This is a genomic window from Paenarthrobacter sp. PH39-S1, assembly GCF_030063245.1.
GTDB lineage: Bacteria > Actinomycetota > Actinomycetes > Actinomycetales > Micrococcaceae > Arthrobacter_M.
Map to the genome: position 1 here is coordinate 1 of NZ_JASISR010000030.1, position 19,564 is coordinate 19,564.

General features: G+C 63.8%; 16 protein-coding genes, 2 pseudogenes and 2 riboswitches. Of the genes and pseudogenes, 15 read left to right on the plus strand and 3 right to left on the minus strand.

Annotation, left to right across the window (positions count from 1 at the left end; genetic code table 11):
• Nucleotides 1–134: 134 nt before the first annotated feature.
• Together gcvT and gcvPB are read right to left on the minus strand one after the other, a co-directional pair.
• Complete coding sequence (gene gcvT, locus QMG52_RS16765; RefSeq protein WP_283561568.1) at nucleotides 135–1,277, minus strand: glycine cleavage system aminomethyltransferase GcvT; 1,143 nt, start codon at nucleotides 1,275–1,277, stop codon at nucleotides 135–137.
• A gap of 78 nt (nucleotides 1,278–1,355) precedes the next feature.
• Entirely contained in the window at nucleotides 1,356–4,367 is a 3,012-nt protein-coding gene (gene gcvPB / locus QMG52_RS16770) for an aminomethyl-transferring glycine dehydrogenase subunit GcvPB (RefSeq protein WP_283561569.1), read from the minus strand.
• Nucleotides 4,368–4,418: 51 nt separating this feature from the next.
• Nucleotides 4,419–4,516: riboswitch (glycine riboswitch) on the minus strand.
• Between the two features lies 1 nt (nucleotide 4,517).
• Nucleotides 4,518–4,618, minus strand: a riboswitch (glycine riboswitch).
• Between the two features lie 244 nt (nucleotides 4,619–4,862).
• Here gcvPB and cycA point away from each other — a divergent pair.
• A pseudogene (cycA, locus tag QMG52_RS16775) lies at nucleotides 4,863–6,290 on the plus strand (D-serine/D-alanine/glycine transporter).
• A 37-nt stretch (nucleotides 6,291–6,327) separates the two neighbouring features.
• On the opposite strand, the gene QMG52_RS16780 reads toward cycA, so the two are convergent.
• Complete coding sequence (locus tag QMG52_RS16780; protein ID WP_283561570.1) at nucleotides 6,328–7,719, minus strand: sugar porter family MFS transporter; 1,392 nt, start codon at nucleotides 7,717–7,719, stop codon at nucleotides 6,328–6,330.
• A 158-nt stretch (nucleotides 7,720–7,877) separates the two neighbouring features.
• Here QMG52_RS16780 and QMG52_RS16785 point away from each other — a divergent pair.
• From QMG52_RS16785 to QMG52_RS16845, 14 genes and pseudogenes are all read left to right on the plus strand, one after another.
• A pseudogene (locus QMG52_RS16785) lies at nucleotides 7,878–8,086 on the plus strand (ISAzo13-like element transposase-related protein); the annotation flags it as partial.
• Nucleotides 8,087–8,385: 299 nt separating this feature from the next.
• The gene (locus QMG52_RS16790; protein WP_283561571.1) at nucleotides 8,386–9,093 is read left to right on the plus strand and encodes a hypothetical protein; all 708 of its coding nucleotides are present in this window, start codon (nucleotides 8,386–8,388) and stop codon (nucleotides 9,091–9,093) included.
• A gap of 49 nt (nucleotides 9,094–9,142) precedes the next feature.
• Nucleotides 9,143–10,279, plus strand: a complete 1,137-nt coding sequence (gene nicT / locus QMG52_RS16795; protein WP_283561572.1) for a Nickel transporter NicT — start codon at nucleotides 9,143–9,145, stop codon at nucleotides 10,277–10,279.
• Nucleotides 10,280–10,434: 155 nt separating this feature from the next.
• A complete protein-coding gene (locus QMG52_RS16800; RefSeq protein WP_196397484.1) occupies nucleotides 10,435–10,764 on the plus strand; it encodes a hydrogenase maturation nickel metallochaperone HypA/HybF in 330 nt (109 codons plus the stop codon).
• A 44-nt stretch (nucleotides 10,765–10,808) separates the two neighbouring features.
• Complete coding sequence (gene hypB, locus QMG52_RS16805; protein ID WP_283561573.1) at nucleotides 10,809–11,660, plus strand: hydrogenase nickel incorporation protein HypB; 852 nt, start codon at nucleotides 10,809–10,811, stop codon at nucleotides 11,658–11,660.
• A gap of 61 nt (nucleotides 11,661–11,721) precedes the next feature.
• Nucleotides 11,722–12,780: an NADH-quinone oxidoreductase subunit B family protein gene (locus QMG52_RS16810; protein ID WP_283561574.1), complete on the plus strand. Its 1,059-nt coding sequence runs from the start codon at nucleotides 11,722–11,724 to the stop codon at nucleotides 12,778–12,780.
• 27 nt (nucleotides 12,781–12,807) lie between these two features.
• The gene (locus QMG52_RS16815) at nucleotides 12,808–14,601 is read left to right on the plus strand and encodes a nickel-dependent hydrogenase large subunit (protein ID WP_283561575.1); all 1,794 of its coding nucleotides are present in this window, start codon (nucleotides 12,808–12,810) and stop codon (nucleotides 14,599–14,601) included.
• Between the two features lie 6 nt (nucleotides 14,602–14,607).
• Complete coding sequence (locus tag QMG52_RS16820; protein WP_283561576.1) at nucleotides 14,608–15,642, plus strand: NifU family protein; 1,035 nt, start codon at nucleotides 14,608–14,610, stop codon at nucleotides 15,640–15,642.
• Nucleotides 15,639–16,337 carry a DUF5947 family protein gene (locus QMG52_RS16825; protein WP_283561577.1) on the plus strand — a complete coding sequence of 233 codons (699 nt, stop codon included), beginning with the start codon at nucleotides 15,639–15,641 and terminating at the stop codon, nucleotides 16,335–16,337. The genes QMG52_RS16820 and QMG52_RS16825 overlap by 4 nt, the downstream gene beginning before the upstream one ends.
• Nucleotides 16,334–16,975: a DUF6084 family protein gene (locus tag QMG52_RS16830; RefSeq protein ID WP_283561578.1), complete on the plus strand. Its 642-nt coding sequence runs from the start codon at nucleotides 16,334–16,336 to the stop codon at nucleotides 16,973–16,975. Before QMG52_RS16825 ends, QMG52_RS16830 begins: the two co-directional genes overlap by 4 nt.
• Nucleotides 16,972–18,483, plus strand: coding sequence for a hypothetical protein (locus tag QMG52_RS16835; protein ID WP_283561579.1), 1,512 nt, complete (start codon nucleotides 16,972–16,974; stop codon nucleotides 18,481–18,483). The genes QMG52_RS16830 and QMG52_RS16835 overlap by 4 nt, the downstream gene beginning before the upstream one ends.
• Nucleotide 18,484: 1 nt before the next feature.
• A complete protein-coding gene (locus QMG52_RS22395; RefSeq protein ID WP_434619050.1) occupies nucleotides 18,485–18,604 on the plus strand; it encodes a DUF6893 family small protein in 120 nt (39 codons plus the stop codon).
• Entirely contained in the window at nucleotides 18,601–19,311 is a 711-nt protein-coding gene (locus QMG52_RS16840) for a hydrogenase maturation protease (RefSeq protein ID WP_283561580.1), read from the plus strand. Before QMG52_RS22395 ends, QMG52_RS16840 begins: the two co-directional genes overlap by 4 nt.
• Nucleotides 19,284–19,541, plus strand: a complete 258-nt coding sequence (locus QMG52_RS16845; protein WP_283561581.1) for a HypC/HybG/HupF family hydrogenase formation chaperone — start codon at nucleotides 19,284–19,286, stop codon at nucleotides 19,539–19,541. Before QMG52_RS16840 ends, QMG52_RS16845 begins: the two co-directional genes overlap by 28 nt.
• Nucleotides 19,542–19,564: the final 23 nt, after the last annotated feature.

The following is a 19,564-nucleotide window of genomic DNA, read 5'->3' on the forward strand; positions in this document are numbered from 1 at the left end:
GCACGTCGCCCAGGAACTCAACAGCAGACCACGCAAAACGCTCGACTGGAATACTCCAGCCCAACGACTTCGTGATTTACTGATACCCAACTGACCCCGGGTGTTGCCACGACCCCTAGAATTCAAGGGGGTGGCTATTTGACGCGCCTGTAAAAGGGCAGTTCGACGATCGTGAACGGTTCCGGCCTGCCGCGTAGATCCACGCTCACTTCGGAGCCCGGTTCGGTATGTTCGACGTCAACATAGGCCAGCGCCACCGGGTAACCGAGCGTCGGGCTGGGCGCACCGGACGTCACCTCGCCGATCACGTTGCCGTCCAGCGTGACCGGATAGTGTGAGCGGCCGGCGCGACGGCCCGTTCCCTGCAGACCCACCAGCCTGCGGCCCGTGGTCGTGCCGGCGCCGCTGGCCTTTTTGCCTTCCAAGGCGCTGCGTCCGACGAAGTCACCGGGCTTGGACAGCGCGACAATGGGCCCTAAACCGGCGGAGAACGGATCAATGTCCAGGCTCAGCTCGTTCCCGTAGAGCGGCATGCCCGCCTCCAGCCGGAGCGAGTCGCGGCAGGCCAGCCCCGCCGGAACCAGCTTCTCCCCGCCGGCCGCCAACAGTGCGGTCCACAGCGCGGCTGCCTGCGCGTTAGGGATGTAGAGCTCGAAACCGTCTTCGCCGGTGTAACCGGTGCGGGCCAGCAGAACGTCCATGTCCTGGTCGCCGGCCTGAACAGTAATGCCGGTGCTGGCGTAGTACTTAAGGCTGCACACCGCCTCGGCATCCGCTGCCGGGACCAGCGCCAGCAGGATCGCCTCGGCGTCCGGACCCTGGATGGCAATCAACGAGGTGGCGGCGGATTGGTCATCGACGACGACGTCGAATCCCGCGGCCCGCTGTGCCAGCGCCTCTGCCACCACCGGGGCATTGCCGGCATTGGGCACTACCAGATACTTTTCATCGGAGCGGCGGTAGCTGATCAGATCATCAATGATGCCGCCCTCGTCGTTGCAGATCAGCGAATACTTGGCCTTGCCATCCACGACGGCGGAGAGTTTTCCCACCAGTGCGAAGTCCAGGAAAGCACCCGCATCCGGGCCGCTCACCCAGACCTCACCCATGTGGGACAGGTCAAAGAGACCCGCCGTGCGGCGAACCGCGTGGTGCTCAGCAAGTTCGCTGCTGTACTTCAGCGGCATCTGCCAGCCGCCGAAGTCGGTAAAGGAGGCGCCCAGCTTCTCATGCTCCGCATACAGGGCCGTGTACTGGGATTTCGTGGTTGTTGTCATGATCGTCACCGTTCTGTGGATGGCGCTGATTCTGTGGATGGCGCTGAGTTAATGGACGCTGAGTTAATGGACGCTGGGTCAGCTGGCGGAGTCGGCGGAGCTGTCCTCGAAGGCTTCGGGGGGTGGGCAGGAGCAGATGAGGTTACGGTCGCCGTTGGCACCGTCGATCCGGCCCACCGGCGGAAAGTACTTGTCGGTCCGGAGCGAGGACAGCGGGAACGCCGCCTGCTCGCGGCTGTAGGGCCGGTCCCAGCTGTTGGTGACGACGGCAGCTGCGGTGTGCGGAGCCCGTCGCAGCGGGCTTTCTTCGGCGCTGAAGTCGCCGTTTGCCACCTGGTCGATCTCACCCTTCACGGCGATCATCGCATCAATGAATCTGTCCATCTCGCCCAGGTCCTCCGACTCGGTCGGTTCCACCATCAGCGTCCCGGCCACGGGGAATGACAGCGTGGGTGCGTGGAAACCGTAGTCGATCAGCCGTTTCGCCACATCCTCCGCGCTGACACCGGTCCGTGCGGTCAGTTCGCGCAGGTCCAGGATGCATTCGTGGGCGACCAGGCCGCCGCTGCCGGTGTAGAGAATGGGGAAATGCTCGTTCAGCCGGGTCGCCACATAGTTGGCCGCCAGCAGCGCGGACTTGGTGGCCTCGGTCAGGCCTTCCCCGCCCATCAGCTTCACGTAGGCCCAGGAAATCGGGAGGACGCCCGCGGAACCGAAGCGCGAGGCCGAAATCGGCACGCCGGCAGCGGCCGATTCCGTCCCGCCGGCGCCGGCCGCGGCCACCGCATCGCCGGGCATGAACGGCGCCAGATGTGCCTTGGCCGCGACCGGTCCGACGCCGGGGCCGCCGCCGCCGTGCGGGATGCAGAAGGTCTTGTGCAGGTTCAGGTGCGAAACATCGCCGCCGAACAGGCCGGGCTTGGCCAGCCCGACCAGCGCATTGAGGTTGGCGCCGTCGATGTAGACCTGGCCGCCCGCTGCGTGGACGGAATCGCAGACCAGCCGGACGTCGTCGTCGTACACCCCGTGCGTGGACGGATAGGTGATCATGATAGCGGCCAGCTTGTCGCCGCTGGACTCGATCTTGGCCTGCAGGTCCGCGTGGTCGATGCTGCCGTCAGCCGCGGTGGCCACCACCACAACCTTCATCCCGGCCAGCACCGCGGAGGCGGCGTTGGTGCCGTGCGCGGAAGCGGGGATCAGGCAGATGGTGCGCTGTTCGTCGCCGCGGGACAGGTGGTAGCCGCGGATGGCGAGCAGGCCTGCGAGCTCGCCCTGTGAGCCGGCGTTCGGCTGGATGGAGACCTGGTCATAGCCGGTGATTTCCGCCAGCGACTGCTCCAGATCGCCGATCAGTTCCCGCCAGCCCTCGGTCTGCGAATCCGGCGCGAACGGATGGATCGAGGCGAATTCCGGCCAGGAAATGGATTCCATTTCCACCGTGGCGTTGAGCTTCATGGTGCACGAGCCCAGCGGGATCATGGTGCGGTCAAGGGCCAGGTCCCGGTCGCTGAGACGGCGCATGTAGCGCAGCAGCTGGGTTTCGGAACGGTGGCTGTGGAAGACCGTGTGGGTCAGGTAGCCAGAGGTACGGACGACGGCGGCGGGCAGCTCGAAACGGGTGCCTCCGGTGCCGCCGTCGGTTGCGGTGGCTCCTCCGGTTCCGGTGCCGCCACCGGGTCCGCCGCCGCCGGGTCCGCCGGTTCCGGTGGCTCCGGCGTCGGCCGGTGCGGCGCCGAACACCGCGGCGACCGCGGTGATGGTTTCGGCCGTCGTGGTTTCATCCGCCGAAATGCCGACCTGGTCCGCGTCGACGCGGCGCAGGTTGATGCCCTTGGCCTCGGCCGCGGCGATGATCTGCGCGGCCCTGCCCGGGACACGGACCGTGAGCGTATCGAAGAACGACGCGCTGGCCAGTTCGAGACCGGCGCCCGTCAGGGCCGCGGCCAGCGCGCGGGCGTGTCCGTGGGTCTGTTCGGCGATCGCCTTCAGCCCGTCCGGGCCATGGTAGACCGCGTACATGCTCGCCACGATGGCCAGCAGGGCCTGCGCCGTGCAGATGTTGGAGGTGGCCTTTTCGCGGCGGATGTGCTGCTCGCGCGTCTGAAGGGCCAAGCGGTAGGCCGGCAGACCGGCGTCGTCCTTGGATACACCGACGAGCCGGCCGGGCAACGAACGCTCCAGCCCGTGGCGCACCGCCATGTAGGCCGCATGCGGTCCGCCGTAAAACAGCGGCACGCCAAAGCGCTGGGCGGAGCCGACAGCGATATCGGCACCCTGCTCCCCCGGTGCAACGATCAGGGTCAGGGCCAGCAGGTCCGCGGCGACCGTCACCATGGCGCCGCGTTCCTTCGCCGCCGCGATCACCGGAGCGTGGTCGAAGACGCGGCCGGAGACGCCGGGCTGCTGCAGCACGATGCCGTTGATGGTCCCCTCGGGCAGGCCGGCGGACATATCCGCTACTTCAACCTCGAAACCAAGAGCTTCGGCGCGGCCGCGCACAATGGCCAGCGTCTGCGGCAGCAGATCCGCGTCCAGCACGGTCTTGCCCTGACCGGCGCCCGGGGCCTTGTTGGCCCGGCGCATCAGCAGGACGGCCTCGGCGACCGCCGTGGCCTCATCGAGCAGCGAGGCATTGGCCACCGGGAGCGCGGTGAGGTCCGCAACCATCGTCTGGAAATTCAGCAGCGCTTCCAACCGGCCCTGCGAAATTTCCGGCTGGTACGGCGTGTACGCGGTGTACCAAGCGGGGTCTTCGAGGATATTGCGCCGGATCACGGGCGGGGTGAACGTGTCGTAGTAGCCCTGGCCGATCATCTGCACCGCGGTCTTGTTTTTGCCGGCGAGCTTGCGGAGCGCGACGAGGGCCTCGGCCTCGGTCAGCGCCGGCTGCAGAAGCAGCGGGGCGGGCTGGCGGATGCTCGCCGGAAGAGCCGTGTCCACGAGCCCGTCGATGCTGTCGTAGCCGATGGCTTTGAGCATGGTGTCGACGTCGGACTGGCGGCGTGCGCCGATGTGCCGGTCGGCGAAACTGGTGCGCGAAGGCTGCACCGGAAGCGATGGGCGAGGGCTGGAAGACTGAACCGTCATGAGGAACTCCAAGTTTGGCCGACATCGCAAAGATGCCGGAGGGGCCGGGTTCCTCCCCGCTCTGTATTGGACCTGAGAGTTTCCGCGGACACGAGTCCGCTTGCACCGTCGGTGAGTCCGGGCTTTCGCCTGACTACTTTCCAGAGTTGCCTTGCCGCAGCGGTACAGGGGCCTGAGAGATTCCTGGGGAGGATTTGCTCCTACGGCGCCTGCACGGTGTTGCACCGGCAGGACTCTCCCGCCGCGGTTCAGAGGCTGTGAAATTATAGGTGATTCGGCTCACCAGCTTACTCCTGTTGGCGCGTCCGGCCAAAGCCGTGCGCGTTTGACATTACCTCGTGACAGACAACACACTGAAAACCCAGGCAGCCGCGGCCAAAGCGGCACCATCCACTCCGGGCAAGCACCCGACCCCCGCCTTTTTCGCGCGCCTTATCCATCTCTTGAGAGAAGTTTCATGTCTGAAAGAACGACGGTTCAACCGCCGGTCCGCACCTGACCCGCTCCTTGTCCAACCGGCACATCCAGCTGATAGCCATTGGCGGCGCCATCGGCACCGGCCTGTTCATGGGCTCGGGCAAGACGATCAGCCTCGCCGGCCCCTCGGTCATTTTCGTGTACATGATCATCGGCTTCATGCTCTTCTTTGTCATGCGGGCGATGGGGGAACTGCTGCTCTCCAACCTCAAATACAAATCCTTCAGCGACTTCGCCGCGGACCTGCTCGGACCCTGGGCCGGATTCTTCACGGGCTGGACCTACTGGTTCTGCTGGATCGTCACCGGGATTGCGGACATCATCGCCATCTCCGGCTACGTCCGCTTCTAGTGGTCCGGACTCCCGCTGTGGATTCCGGCGCTGGCCGCCATCGCTGTGCTGCTGGGACTGAACCTGCCGACGGTCAAGGCCTTCGGGGAGACCGAATTCTGGTTTGCCCTGGTCAAAATCGTCGCCATCGTCACGCTCATCATCGTCGGCCTGGTCATGGTCTTCACGGCCTTCCATGCACCCAACGGCGCGGAGGCAAGTTTCGCCAATCTGTACAACGACGGCGGCCTCTTCCCGACCGGGCCGATGGGCTTCGTAGCCGGTTTTCAGATCGCCGTCTACGCCTTCGTGGGCATTGAACTCGTCGGTACCACCGCGGCGGAGGCCAAGGATCCAGAAAGAACCTGCCCAAGGCCATCAACTCCATCCCCGTCCTCGTGATGCTCTTTTACGTGGTGGCCCTGATCGTCATCATTTCGGTGACCCCGTGGCGCGAAATCACCGCCGACAAGAGCCCCTTCGTAACGATGTTCAGCCTGGCCGGGCTGCTGATCGCCGCCGGGATGATCAACTTCGTGGTGCTGACCAGCGCCGCGTCGTCGGCGAACTCCGGCATTTACTCCACCTCGCGGATGGTCTTCGGGCTGGCGCAGGAAGGCAACGCGCCGCGGAAGTTCGGCAAACTCACCCGCAACCACGTGCCGGCCAACGCCCTGTTCTTCTCCTGCATGTTCCTGCTCGCCGCCGTCGTGCTGCTCTACGCAGGGTCGTCGATCATTGAGGCCTTCACCGTGGTCACCACCATCTCCGCGCTGCTCTTCATGTTCGTCTGGACCATCATCCTGGTCAGCTACCTCGTCTACCGCAAAACGGCGCCCGCAGCTGCACGCGGCGTCGAAATTCAAGATGCCCGGCGGTGTGGCCATGTGCTACGTGGTGCTGGCGTTCTTCGTCTTCCTGCTCTGGGCGCTGACGCAGAAGCAGGACACGCTGCAGGCGCTGCTGGTGACGCCGATCTGGTTTGCCCTGCTCGGAATCGCCTGGGCCCTGGTCCGCCACCGGCCCGGCCATAAGGCCCGCTATGCGCTCTTCCAGCAGGAGCTGCAGTCGGACAAGGACACCCTCGCCGACGCCCAGGCGCCCGGCGGGAACTGAGCCACGTCCACCGCCCCAACTGGGTTTTTGGTGCTCGTTAGGACGCCGTGTTTTCCTTGCTGCGCAGCCAGCTCTCGATTTCCTCCAGGCTGCGGCCCTTCGTTTCGGGCACCAGCTTGACGGCGAAGAGCCAGCCCAGCGCACAGACCACCGCGTACAGCCAGAACACCGGCGACTTCCCCAAGCTGTTGAACAGGGAAAGGAACGTCAGCGAAACGACAAAGTTCATCCCCCAGTTGCACAGCAAGGTGGCGCTCATCGCCGAGCCTCGGATGCTCAGCGGGTACAGCTCCGATGGCAGGACAAAGACGACGACCCCGACGCTCACCGCGAAAGCGGCGATGTAGACGGCCACACAGATGATGGCGATCCAGCCCGCGGAGGCCGGCAGCGGATTCGGCAGCAGGACCAACCCCAAAACCAGCAGGCTCACCGTCATGATCGCAAATCCGATCATCAGCAGCAGCCGACGGCCCACCCTGTCCACCAGCGACATGCCCACCAGCGTCATCACCACGTTAACGGCTCCCACTCCGGCGGTCGCCAGAATGGCCGCCGCGGGCCCCAACCCGGTGGCATTAAAGATGGTGGGGGCATAATAAATGACGGTGTTGATGCCGCTGGCCTGGCCGATTACTGATACCCCGATCCCGGCGATGAGCGCCGGGCGCACCCAGGGTTTGGCCAGGTCACGCAGTGTGGACTTGTGCTGTTCCGTGGATTTGGTCTGCTGGATATCCGCCAGCTCCACGGCCGCAATACGGGGTCCGCGCAGCCTCAGCAAAACCGCCTTGGCCTCCTCTATTCGACCTTTTTCCACGAGCCAGCGCGGCGTTTCCGGCAGGAACAGCATCCCGATGCCTAACGCGGCCGACGGAATCAGTGCCAGTCCGAACATCCAGCGCCAGCCGCCGTCGTACGCGAAGGCCGCATTCGTCAGGTAGGCAACCAGGATGCCGATGGTGATCATCAGCTGGTTGAAGGAGACCAGCTTGCCGCGCGTGGCCGGTGGTGCGGCCTCGGCAATGAACAGCGGCACCAGGACGGAGGCCGCACCTACGGCGATGCCGAGGATGACGCGCGCGGTGATGAGCGTTCCCACGCTCGGAGCAAGCGCCGCTACGACGGCGCCGATGGCGAAGATCGTTGCTGCCCCGGTGATGGATAAACGCCGACCGATTTTGTCCGCCAGCGGCCCGCAGGCGATGGCGCCTGCCATGGCGCCGATCAACAGCGAGCTCACCACGACGCCCTCGGAGAGTGGATCCAGGTGGAATTCGTCGCCGATGAACAGCAGCGCCCCGGAAATGACACCGGTGTCGTAGCCGAAGAGCAGGCCACCCAAGGCCGCAATGATACTGACCGCGTAGACCAGCGCGCGGGATCCCTCCTTGCCTGCAGGTTGTTGATGGGCTTGCTGCGTGCTCATGTGAAAACTCCTTCCCTCGATGCCGCTCGGGTGTTCGCGTTTCACTCTATCCCCGGGGCACTGACACCGGCTGGAGAGATCCGCTACCGGGGCCGGATCCCCACCCGGTCCGACATCCTGTTCGGCCCAGCCCGAGCCGACGTTCTCGAATCGGCTGCAGACCCCTGAGCAGCCACGAAGTCATCGTCAACTCCATCGCCGCGACCACCACCAAAACAGGCCTCACCGTCCGGGCCGACCTGGACACCGAACAGTACCCCACCGGCGTGAAAATACCCGACAACGAAATGACCTCACTGGAGACCAGCGGGACCCTGAACAGGCACGCCTGGCACCCGAATGGAACTACACCCTCAAACCACGCGACACACCAACTAAATAACCGGCGAGCCCTAAGCAAGGAAGGCACCTCCCCCTCGCGGTCCATCAGGCTTCCGAAAGAACTTGACGCCCAACTCCTCGCCCGCTCCGCAGAGGAGCGGCGCAAGTCGAGCGAAATCGTGCGGGTTGCGCTGCAGGAATATCTGAGCCCCGCCTCAAAGCCATATCACGGGGCTGTAGCTGGGACAGGGGGTGTCCTCCCCGTCCCGGGGAAACAGGCTGACGTCACCAGGTTGTCGGCACTGAGCATTGCATCTTGAACGATGGCAGGAGCAGAGTTGCTATATGTTCCTCGATCGCAGCCGGCGTCCGTCCGATGCTACGGAGCCGCCGACACCGGATGAAATTGCCGCTGGTTTTGCCGTGCCGTTGCTGACGCTCGCCGCCCAGGACTCAGTCGAGGAAGCGAGCGCCGGCATATCATCTCAAACGCAGGATCATCAACCGGTGATGGAAGCAGCAACGCTGTCATATACGTTGTGGCGTAACCCGTCCGATCGCGACGATCCCGCCAACCTCGTGGACCTTACTGAGGAGATGCGGGCAGCACTCGACGCGGAGCCGCCGTGGCCGCTGCCGGAGTGGATCAGCCGGTGGCGTGCCAGGATGTGTTACCCGCTGCTGTGGGATGCAGTGCGCACGACTCACATCAGCGAAGTCCAGGCGCATGACGGATACACCCGGCACACTCCGGAGTTGGCGTTGGTCGAACACATCAACTACATCGTGAGAAACACGTACCGTGACGTACGCGTCCACGGCGGGTTTCCCGGCGAACTCATCGATCCGGCGTCCGAGGACAGTATTGAGCACGGCTATCCGGTTTCCGTCGATGGTGCGGATGTCGTGGGCCTGCGGGTCGAGTCGGATCCCCACGTGCTCGGATTGGCCGCCGGCCTTGACGGTCGGCTGCTCACCGCCGTCATCGGGCGTGAGTACCTGCCCTACCTGCGGCTCGCGTTCGCCACCCGACCATCACCGGCACGGCCGTGAACCTCTGGCCGACGGGCCCGGGGAGACAACGCACCATGAAAACGAGCAGATGAGCACCCTTGAACGAGCCGCAGGGTCCCGGATCAGCCGCATCCGGAGGGCCCTGACCCTCCGAGAGTGGGGTTCGATCGCCTCGATGGCGGGGTTCGTGGCACTCCTGCACCTGGTGGGTTGGGGGGTGCTGGCCGGCATTGTGGAACCGGTACATCGACAGACGGGTCAGACGGGGGTTTTCGGGCTGGGGCTGGGGGTCACCGCTTATACCTTGGGCCTGCGGCATGCCTTCGACGCTGATCATATTGCCGCCATTGACAACACCACGCGCAAGCTGATGAACGACGGGAAGAGGCCACTTTCCGTGGGGTTCTGGTTTTCCCTGGGCCATTCGAGCATCGTCTTCGGACTCTGCTTCCTGCTGGCCCTGGGCATGCAGACCTTGGCCGGTCAGGTGGACGCCGATTCCTCTACCCTGCACACGGTGCTTGGACTCATCGGGACCGGTGTCTCCGGGATCTTTCTTTACATCATCGGGATCATCAATCTGGTGATCCTGCTGGGCATCGTCAAAATCTTCCGCCGTATGCGGCAGGGCCAGTTCGACGAGCCGGCGCTGGAACACCAGCTCAACAATCGAGGCCTAATGAACCGGCTGTTCGGCGGCGTGAACCGGCTCGTCACCCGGCCCTGGCAAATGTACGTCGTCGGTCTGTTGTTCGGTCTGGGTTTCGATACGGCCACGGAAGTTTCTCTGTTGGTGCTGGCCGGCGGTGCGGCAGCGCTTTCGCTGCCCTGGTACGCCATTCTGACCCTGCCGGTTCTCTTCGCTGCCGGAATGAGCCTCTTGGATGCGCTGGACGGGTGCTTCATGAACTTTGCCTATGGTTGGGCGTTCTCGAAACCCGTCCGCAAGATCTACTACAACCTCGTCATCACCGGGCTTTCCGTTGCCGTGGCGCTGATTATCGGGTCGATCGAGCTCATCTCCATTCTGGTCGACAGAACCGGGATCCACTCCGGACCGCTGGCGGCTATCGGGGGGATGGATCTGAACAACGTCGGCTACGCCATCGTGGCGATTTTTGTGCTGGCCTGGATCATCGCCGTCGGCACTTGGAAGTTCGGTCGGATCGAAGATAAGTGGACCGCAGCGCTGCGGCGTCCAACCCCGCCCGACGTCGACTCCTGACGTCGCACCCTTCCGTACCGCACTCGGGTGTGCTCCGTAGCACACCCGAGAGCACTGCACAGACCGCCGGATCAGAATGCGCTGCACAGGCCGCCGGAACCTATTGCGGTTAACGGCCCATGAGCCTACATTGTTGTCACGAGGTGGCAAAGCCCATGCACGAACTCTCCATTACCCAAAGCCTGGTTGACGCGGTGCTCGACTGCACCGGCGATCGCACTGTCACCGGCGTGAACCTGCGAATCGGGCGGCTCAGCGGAGTTCTGCCGGATGCCCTGCGGTTCTGCTTCCAGCTGCTGGCCGAGGGAACCCCGCTGGCCGGGGCGGATCTGCGAATCGATGAGCCAGCGGGCCGGGCCACCTGTCACACGTGCCGGCAGAGTTTCATTCTCCCGGATACGATCCCGCTGTGCACCTGTGGCAGCGCCGACGTTGAAATTACGGGCGGCCGCGAGCTGATGCTTGCTTCCGTGGAAGTGGGGTAAAAATGTGTGCTACCTGCGGTTGCGGCGACGACGTCGGAGTCCGGGTGTCAACCGGGGACGGCAGCGGTGCGTCCCCGGAACCGGTCCTCGATCACCAGCATCTGCACGACGGCGGCCGGCAGCAACCGCACGACCACGCGCACGATGGTGGCCACGATCACGTGCACGAGAGTGGGCAGGCGCACAGCCATGCTCCGGTGGCCACGATCGCGCTGGAGCAAAGCCTGCTCGCCAAGAACGATCTGCTGGCGGCGCGGAACCGGGGCTGGCTGGAGGGACGCGGCATCCAGGCATTCAATGTGATGAGTTCCCCCGGAGCGGGCAAGACAACCCTGTTGGTGCGCACCATTGAAGAACTGGGAAGCAGGCTTAACATCGCCGTCATCGAAGGCGACCAGGAGACGTCGCTGGACGCTGACCGTATCCGCACCGCCGGGCGTCCGGCCGTTCAGATTAACACCGGAGCCGGCTGCCATCTGGACGCCGATATGCTCCGACGGGGGCTCGACGCGTTGAATCCGGAGCAGGGATCAACGCTCTTCATTGAAAATGTCGGAAATTTGGTCTGTCCGGCGCTTTTTGATCTCGGCGAAACAGCCAAAGTAGTAATTATTTCCGTCACGGAGGGTGATGATAAGCCGCAAAAGTATCCGCACATGTTTATGGCAGCAGATCTCGTGATTATCAATAAGTCGGATCTACTGCCTTATGTTGAATTCGACGTGGATCAATGCCTCCGCCAGGCACGGCAACTGAATCCACGCGTCGAGATGCTCTCCGTTTCCGCCACGACGGGCGTAGGCCTGGACGGTTGGTACGACTGGCTGATGAAAAATGCTAATGCTCCGGCGGTGCGCGCGGGCGCCGCTACTCTACCGGATGGCGTCCGTGTCTGAGGTGCAGACATACGCATAATGGGCCCGGCTCGGATGAGCAGGACTCTCAAAGGAGGCAACGATGCCTACAGAAGCTTCGATTAAGGCCGAAGAAGCGCTTATACATGTTTTGTGGATCAATGCAGGGCTCAGCTGCGATGGCGACTCGGTGGCACTGACCGCGGCAACGCAGCCCAGCGTGGAGGAAATCGCTCTCGGTGCCCTGCCCGGCCTGCCGAAGATTGCCATGCACTGGCCGCTCATTGATTTCGAATGCGGCCCGCAGGAGGGCGCTGATGACTTCCTTGAGTGGTTCCGCAAGGCGGACCGAGGGGAATTGGAGCCTTTTGTCCTCGTTGTAGAGGGTTCCATTCCCAACGAGAAACTGCACGACGTGGGCGGATACTGGTCCGGATTCGGAAATGATCTGGAAACCGGACAACCCATCACGACAAGCGAGTGGCTGGACCGCCTCGCGCCGAAGGCGACTGCGATTATTGCCGCCGGTACGTGCGCTGCCTACGGCGGGATCCATGCCATGGCAGGTAACCCCACCGGCGCGATGGGCGTTCCCGATTACCTCGGTTACGACTGGAAATCCAAGGCCGGGATACCGATTGTCTGTGTTCCGGGATGCCCGATCCAGCCGGACAATCTCTCCGAAACCATCACCTATCTTCTCTATCAGGCGACCGGACAGGCACCGATGATCCCCTTGGACGACGCGCTGCGGCCGACGTGGCTATTCGGCCGGACCGTGCACGAGGGGTGTGACCGGGCGGGGTACTACGAGCAGGGTGATTTTGCCACCGAATACGGCTCCCCGAAGTGCATTGTGAAGTTGGGCTGTTGGGGCCCGGTGGTTAAATGCAATGTTCCCAAACGCGGCTGGATGAATGGAATTGGGGGGTGTCCGAACGTCGGCGGCATCTGCATAGGGTGCACCATGCCAGGTTTCCCGGATAAGTTCATGCCGTTCATGGACGAGCCTCCTGGCGGCATTCTCTCAACCAACGCTGTGCGGCCGTACGGCGCTGCCGTCCGGACTCTGCGGCACATCACCATGAACACCCTTGATAAGGAACCACGCTGGCGCAGGACCGGCCGCGAACTGCTTACAGGCGCCACCCGTACCTGGTAAGAACGGCATGAGAAAGAGGCAGAGGCAATGACCTCCACGATTCCATTACCCGCACAGGGCAGCACCGCAGACGACTCACTGGTGGAGATGGCATGGGACCCCATCACGCGGATCGTGGGCAGCCTTGGCATTTATACCAAAATCGATTTCAAAAATAAGGAAGTCGTGGAGTGCCACAGCACCTCATCGATCTTCCGCGGCTACTCGATCTTTATGCGCGGCAAGGATCCGCGGGACGCGCACTTCATCACCAGCCGGATCTGCGGGATCTGCGGGGACAATCACGCCACGTGCTCCTGCTACGCGCAAAACATGGCCTATGGGGTAAAGCCCCCACATCTTGGCGAATGGATCGTCAATTTGGGTGAAGCCGCGGAGTACATGTTCGATCATAATATCTTCCAGGAGAACCTGGTCGGCGTGGACTACTGCGAAAAAATGGTCTCCGAAACCAACCCGGGTGTGCTGGCCAAGGCGGAAAACACCCGCGCCCCGCATGAAGGCGAACACGGCTATCGGACCATCGCGGACATCATGCGCTCGCTGAATCCATTTACCGGCGAGTTTTACCGCGAGGCGCTGCAGGTCAGCAGGCTCACCCGGGAAATGTTCTGCCTCATGGAGGGTCGCCACGTACACCCCTCCACGCTCTATCCCGGCGGAGTCGGCACCGTCGCCACGATCCAGCTGATGACGGACTACATCACCCGGTTGATGCGCTATGTGGAATTCATGAAGAAGGTCGTACCCATGCACGACGACCTCTTCAATTTCTTCTACGACGCGCTTCCCGGCTATGAGCAGGTCGGGCTGCGGCGGACGCTGCTGGGGTGTTGGGGCTCCTTCCAGGACCCGGAATTCTGCAACTTCGCCTACAAGGACATGACAGACTGGGGCCGGAAGATGTTCGTCACCCCGGGCGTCGTCGTCGACGGAAAACTGGTCACCACGGATCTCGTGCGGATCAACCTCGGCATCCGGATCATGCTTGGCTCCTCCTACTATGAGGACTGGAATGACCAGGAAATGTTCGTCAAGAATGATCCGCTGGGCAACCCGGTGGACCGGCGTCATCCGTGGAACCAGCACACCAACCCGCTCCCGCAAAAGCGGGATCTGGAGGGCAAGTACAGCTGGGTGATGTCGCCGCGCTGGTTCGACGGGCAAGAGAATCTGGCGCTGGATACCGGTGGTGGCCCGCTCGCACGGCTCTGGTCAACGGCGCTGGCGGGGCTGGTCGATATCGGCTACATCAAATCCACCGGACACAGCGTGGAGATCAACCTGCCGAAAACGGCGCTCAAGGGACCCGTGTCCCTCGAATGGAAGATCCCGCAATGGAGCAACACACTCGAGCGCAACCGGGCCCGCACCTATTTCCAGGCGTATGCCGCGGCAACTGCCCTGCATTTCGCAGAAAAGGCGCTCGAGGAAATCCGTGCCGGGCGGACCAAGACGTGGGAATCGTTTGAGGTCCCGGACGAGGCTGTCAGCTGCGGCTTCACCGAAGCGGTCCGCGGCGTTCTTTCGCACCACATGGTGATCCGCGACGGAAAGATCGCCAATTACCATCCCTATCCGCCGACACCGTGGAACGCCAGTCCGCGTGATGCCTCCGGAACCCCGGGACCCTATGAAGACGCGGTGCAGGGTCAGCCCATCTTTGAAGAAAACGATCGGGAGAATTTCAAGGGGATCGACATCATGCGCACGGTCCGTAGCTTCGACCCTTGCCTGCCCTGCGGCGTGCACATGTATTTGGGCGAGGGTAAATCCTTGGATAGGCTGCACTCCCCCACGCAGTCCCTCACCGGGGAATGACTTGCCATGAACGCGCAGAACGGTTTGCTGGAGCCAAGTGAAGCCGTAGCTCCTGCGGCCGCCGCACCGTGGGCCGCGGCGCCGGTGCCTGCGGCCAGGTCCGGCGGGGACCAGCTGCGGAACTCTGGCGAACGGATCGGAACGCTGTTGGACGCCCTGTCCTCCGGTGGTTCGGTGGCCCGCGAGCGCGCCGAGGAACTGGTCCGGCAAGTTACGGATCTCTACGGCGCCGGGCTGGAACGCGTGCTGGACGTCATTTCGGCCCGGGGAGGCGAAACGGACGGCACACTGGAGGCCCTGATCAAAGACGAGCTGATCTCAGGTCTGCTGCTGGTCCACGGTCTGCATCCACAGGACTTGCCAACCAGAGTCGCCGCGGCGCTGGATAGTGTCCGGCCGTACCTTGGATCCCATGGGGGCGACGTGGAGCTGCTGGGCATCAGCGCGGACGGGGTGGTGAGCCTCCGCCTGCTGGGGAGCTGCCACGGTTGCCCGTCCTCGTCCGTGACACTCAAGCTTGCTGTCGAGGATGCCATTGAAACGGCGGCCCCCGAAGTGACATCGATCCAGGTGGCGGAGGAGGAGTCCGCCCAGTCCCCTGCGGTCATTCCGGTGAATGCGCTGCGGATGCGCCTGGATCAACAGGCAGAAAAGGATCTACAGGCCGGACGGTCCGTTCCGGGACCAGCAGGTGGTTCATGGGAGGCGGCGGCGGAGCTTGCCGGACTGCAGGCCGGCGAGGTGGCCGGCTTCCTGATCGGTGGAGCCCAGGTGCTGGCCTGCCGGATCGGCGAGGATATTTTCGCTTACTTGGATTACTGCCCACGGTGCACGAAGTCCATGGCCGGGGCGTCGTTGCAGCGCGCCCTTGCAGCCCCCACCGGCGGCGGGCTGCTGCGCTGCCCCACCTGCCGGGCCCATTTTGATGTCCGGATGGCCGGTGCCTGTCTGGAAGACAAGGCAATGCATCTGGATCCCCTTCCGCTGCTCGTTCGCGGCGGCGTTACCTCCGTGGCCATCCCTGCCAGGACGGCTTCGTGAACACCGGAACAGGCAGCATCGCAGCTGCAGGGCCGGTTGCCATGCTCCGGCGCATCGCTGTCAGTCGTCCAGCCGCCACCGCTGGCGAGCGCTGTGAGATGTGCGCCGAGCCTCTTGCGGAAAAACACCAGCACGTGGTGGACGTGGACAGCCGCGCACTGATGTGCACTTGCCGCCCGTGTTACCTGCTCTTCACCGATGCGACGGCGCACCTGCGTTACCGTTCGGTGCCCGAGCGTTACCTTTCCTTCCCCGGGTTTGAACTGGGAAGCGGCGGGTGGGATGAACTTGAGATTCCCGTTGGCTTGGCATTCTTCTTCACCAATTCCCGGATGGGGCGGACCGTTGCATTTTATCCTGGCCCCGCCGGTGCCACCGAGTCAGAGTTGCCACTGGGGGCCTGGGACACGGTGCTGGCCAGCAACCCTGCCGTTGCCGTTGCCGTGCCGGACACGGAGGCTTTGCTGATCCGTGCTCCCGGACCGGAGCGCCTGAAGGCCGATTGCCATCTCGTGCCGATTGATGCCTGCTATGAACTGGTCGGCCAACTGCGCAAGGTCTGGCGGGGCTTCGACGGCGGCCAAGACGCGCGTGCCCAGCTCACCGCGTTCTTTGAGCGTGTGAACAACCGCAGCAGACCTTATCCCGGCACTTTCTCCGGATCGGTCCACGCCGGAAGCGGGCCCCGGCCATGACGGACCTTGGCTTCAGTGTCCTGGACATTATCCCGGAACGCTATGCCGCCTCCCCCCAGTTGACCGCCCGGCTGTTCCTGACCGAATCCACCGGGGAGGCAATCCATGCTATAGCGCTGCGCTGCCAGGTGCGGATTCAGCCGCAGCGCAGGGGCTACACCCCGGAGGAGGAAGCCGGTCTGCTGGATCTTTTCGGAACCCGCGTGCGCTGGCCTTCGACGCTGAAGCCCTTCCTTTGGATGCAGTGCAGCACCATGGTGCAGGGTTTCACCGGACAGGCCGAGGTGGATCTGGCACTTCCATGTACGTTCGACTTCGAGGTCGCGGCGGCGAAGTACCTGCATGCGCTCCGCGAGCGCACCATCCCCGTGGAACTGCTGTTCTCGGGAACGATCTTCACCAAGGGAGTCACGGGGTTCGGCGTCGAACAGGTCCCATGGGACCGCGAGGCGTCGTTCCAACTGCCGGTCTCCACCTGGACTGAACTGATGGACCAACATTTTCCCAACAGCGGCTGGATCCGGCTTGACCGGGATGTACTTAAAGCGCTGGCGCATTACAAATCAAGCCTCGGGCTTACCACGTGGGAAGCCGCTGTTGAAGGGCTATTGGCGGCGGCCGGTGATTCGGTCCGATGATGAATCCAAGTCTTAGCCTGGCCAGGGCCATCGCGGACGCAGTCCTTTACGAGGGGTACCTCCTCTATCCCTACCGTGCCTCCTCACAGAAAAACCAGTCACGCTGGCAGTTCGGCATCCTGGGCCCTCCCGGCGCGGCCGCCGCCGGGGCAGGCGAAGAATCAACCATGTTCACGGATGCCCTGCTGCGTGCCGGCCGGCACGCCCGGTTGGAGGTGCATCTGCGCTTCCTGCAGTTGCAGTCCCGGACGTGCGAAAAGTTCGACGACGGGACGTTCACGCCGGTGTCGGAGCTCAGCATCGGTGCGGCCCGCTGGCTGACGTGGGACGAGGCGACCGAACAGGAGATGATGCTGGGTCCGTTCGCGCTCGATCAACTGGCCGGCGGATTGACTGTGCCGGTTCAGATTTCCGGTGCCGAAGAAGTGGAGACGCTCCAGGATGCGGCCGGTGCGGTGGCAGGACGACTGGTACGCCGACGGCTGCCGCTTCAGTGCGAGGTCGGGCTCGGCACCACCGCAGTAGGCGGTACCGCACTCGGCGGTACCGGCGGCGGTGAAGGAACCTGCGGCGGAGAATCCTCAACCGCTGGCTTGCTGCGTCTTCGGGTGAGTGCTGAAAACACGGCAGGGTGCCCGACAGTAAAAAAGCCGGAAGCAATCGCTCTGTCCTTCATCGGAACGCACCTGCTGCTGAGCCTGCACGATGCGGACTTCATTTCGCTGCTGGACCCGCCGGAGGACGCGCGGGCCGCGGCGGCGTCCTGCTCGCAGCACCGCGGCTGGCCTGTCCTGGCCGGCCCCGAGGGGCAAAGCGACGTCCTGCTGATCTCCCCCATCATTCTTTATGACCATCCCGCCGTGGCTCCGGAAAGCTCGGTGGCGCTCTACGATTCAACCGAAATCGACGAGATCCTTACGCTGCGCGTACTGACGCTCACCGAGGATGAAAAGGCCGAAGCCAGGGCAACGGATCCGCGGGCTGCGGCCATCATCGACCGCTGCGAGGCGATGACCGATGTTCAACTGCAGGCTCTGCACGGCATCCTGCGCAGTCCCCATGCCGAAGAAGAGCTTGGTGCCGGTCCCGGAAGCGGCGCCGGACTCCTTGGCGCCCCCCGGGATGGTACTGACCTTGCCGCTGCCTTCCCGGTGCTGACCGACGATCCTCTGGCGGGCCCCCCGTGGTGGGACCCGGCGGCCGATTCCAGCGTCAGACCGGAAGCCGACGCCGTCGTCATTAACGGGGTGGCCGTCACCAGGGGCAGTCGCGTTGTGGTCCGGCCCAACCGCCGGGCCGACGCGCAGGACCTGTTCTCTGCCGGACAGACGGCGCGCGTGACCGGCGTTCATTTTGACGTCGACGGCGGCACGCATGTCGCCGTCGTGATTGAAGCGGATCCGGCCGCGGAACTGCAGGAGTGGTACGGAAGATACCTCTATTTCTCGCCGGACGAGCTGGAGCCTCTCGGTCCGGTACCCGCGATGAATGACGGAAAGGGAACCTGACATGAGAAGCCTTGGAAAAATGTCCGCTGTGTTGTTGGCACTGACAGCCCTGACAGGAATCGCGGTGATGGTGCGTTCGATCCCGGACATTGTCCGCTACGTGAAAATCAGCCGGATGTGAGCGGCGTCGATGCCGTCGGCGCGGGAGTCAGCAGCGCCGGGCCGGCGGGTGACCGTGTGATGGCGGGTGACTCTGTACCCGTGCCCGCAGGTGACGGTGCGATTGCCCCTGCCTGCATTCTCGTGGCCGGAGTAGGCAACATGTTCCAGCGTGATGACGGGTTCGGCCCGGAGGTTGTGCGCCGGATGGGCGCAGATACCGCCATGGCGAGTCCGGGCGTCCGCGCGGTGGACTACGGCATCCGCGGAATGCATCTGGCCTATGACCTGTTGGATGGCGTGGACGCCCTGATCCTGGTCGATGCCGTCCCGCCGCTGACAGGCAACAGCGGAAAGGGAACAGGGGGCTCCCGCCGGGTGCCGGCGAAGCCCGGAGCCATCCGCGTTCTGCAGGTCCGGCCCGAGGATCTTCACGGCGATTACAGCACGGATCATGGCCGCAGCGGGCCACCGGCCTTAGACCCGCATGGCATGGACCCGGCGGCCGTGCTGGGCAGGATGAAATCCCTGGGCGGCGACTTCCCCCTGACGTTCGTCGTGGGATGCGTGCCCGGTGACCTGGCTGAAGGAATCGGCTTATCCGAATCGGTGGAAGCCGCCATACCCGACGCGCTGGGTGAGATTCGGCAGCTCATCAATGAAATCACTGAACGTATTCCAGCGGTAAGGAGAAACGGATCATGTGCTTGGGAATCCCTGGCCAGGTGATTGAACTGCTGGCCGGCTACGGCAACCAACTGGCGCTGGTGGACGTTGCCGGTGTACGGCGAAAGATCAACATTGGTCTGCTGGACGAGGGGCCCCTGGAAGCGGGGACGTGGGTGATTATCCACATGGGCTTCGCCTTGGAACGTGTAGATGCGGCCGGAGCCGAGCAGGCGATGGGCGGCCTGAAGCTCATGGGTTCCGGCGTGGATGAAGACGCGACCGCTGGCTAGAACCGGGCGCTCCGCGATGGGGC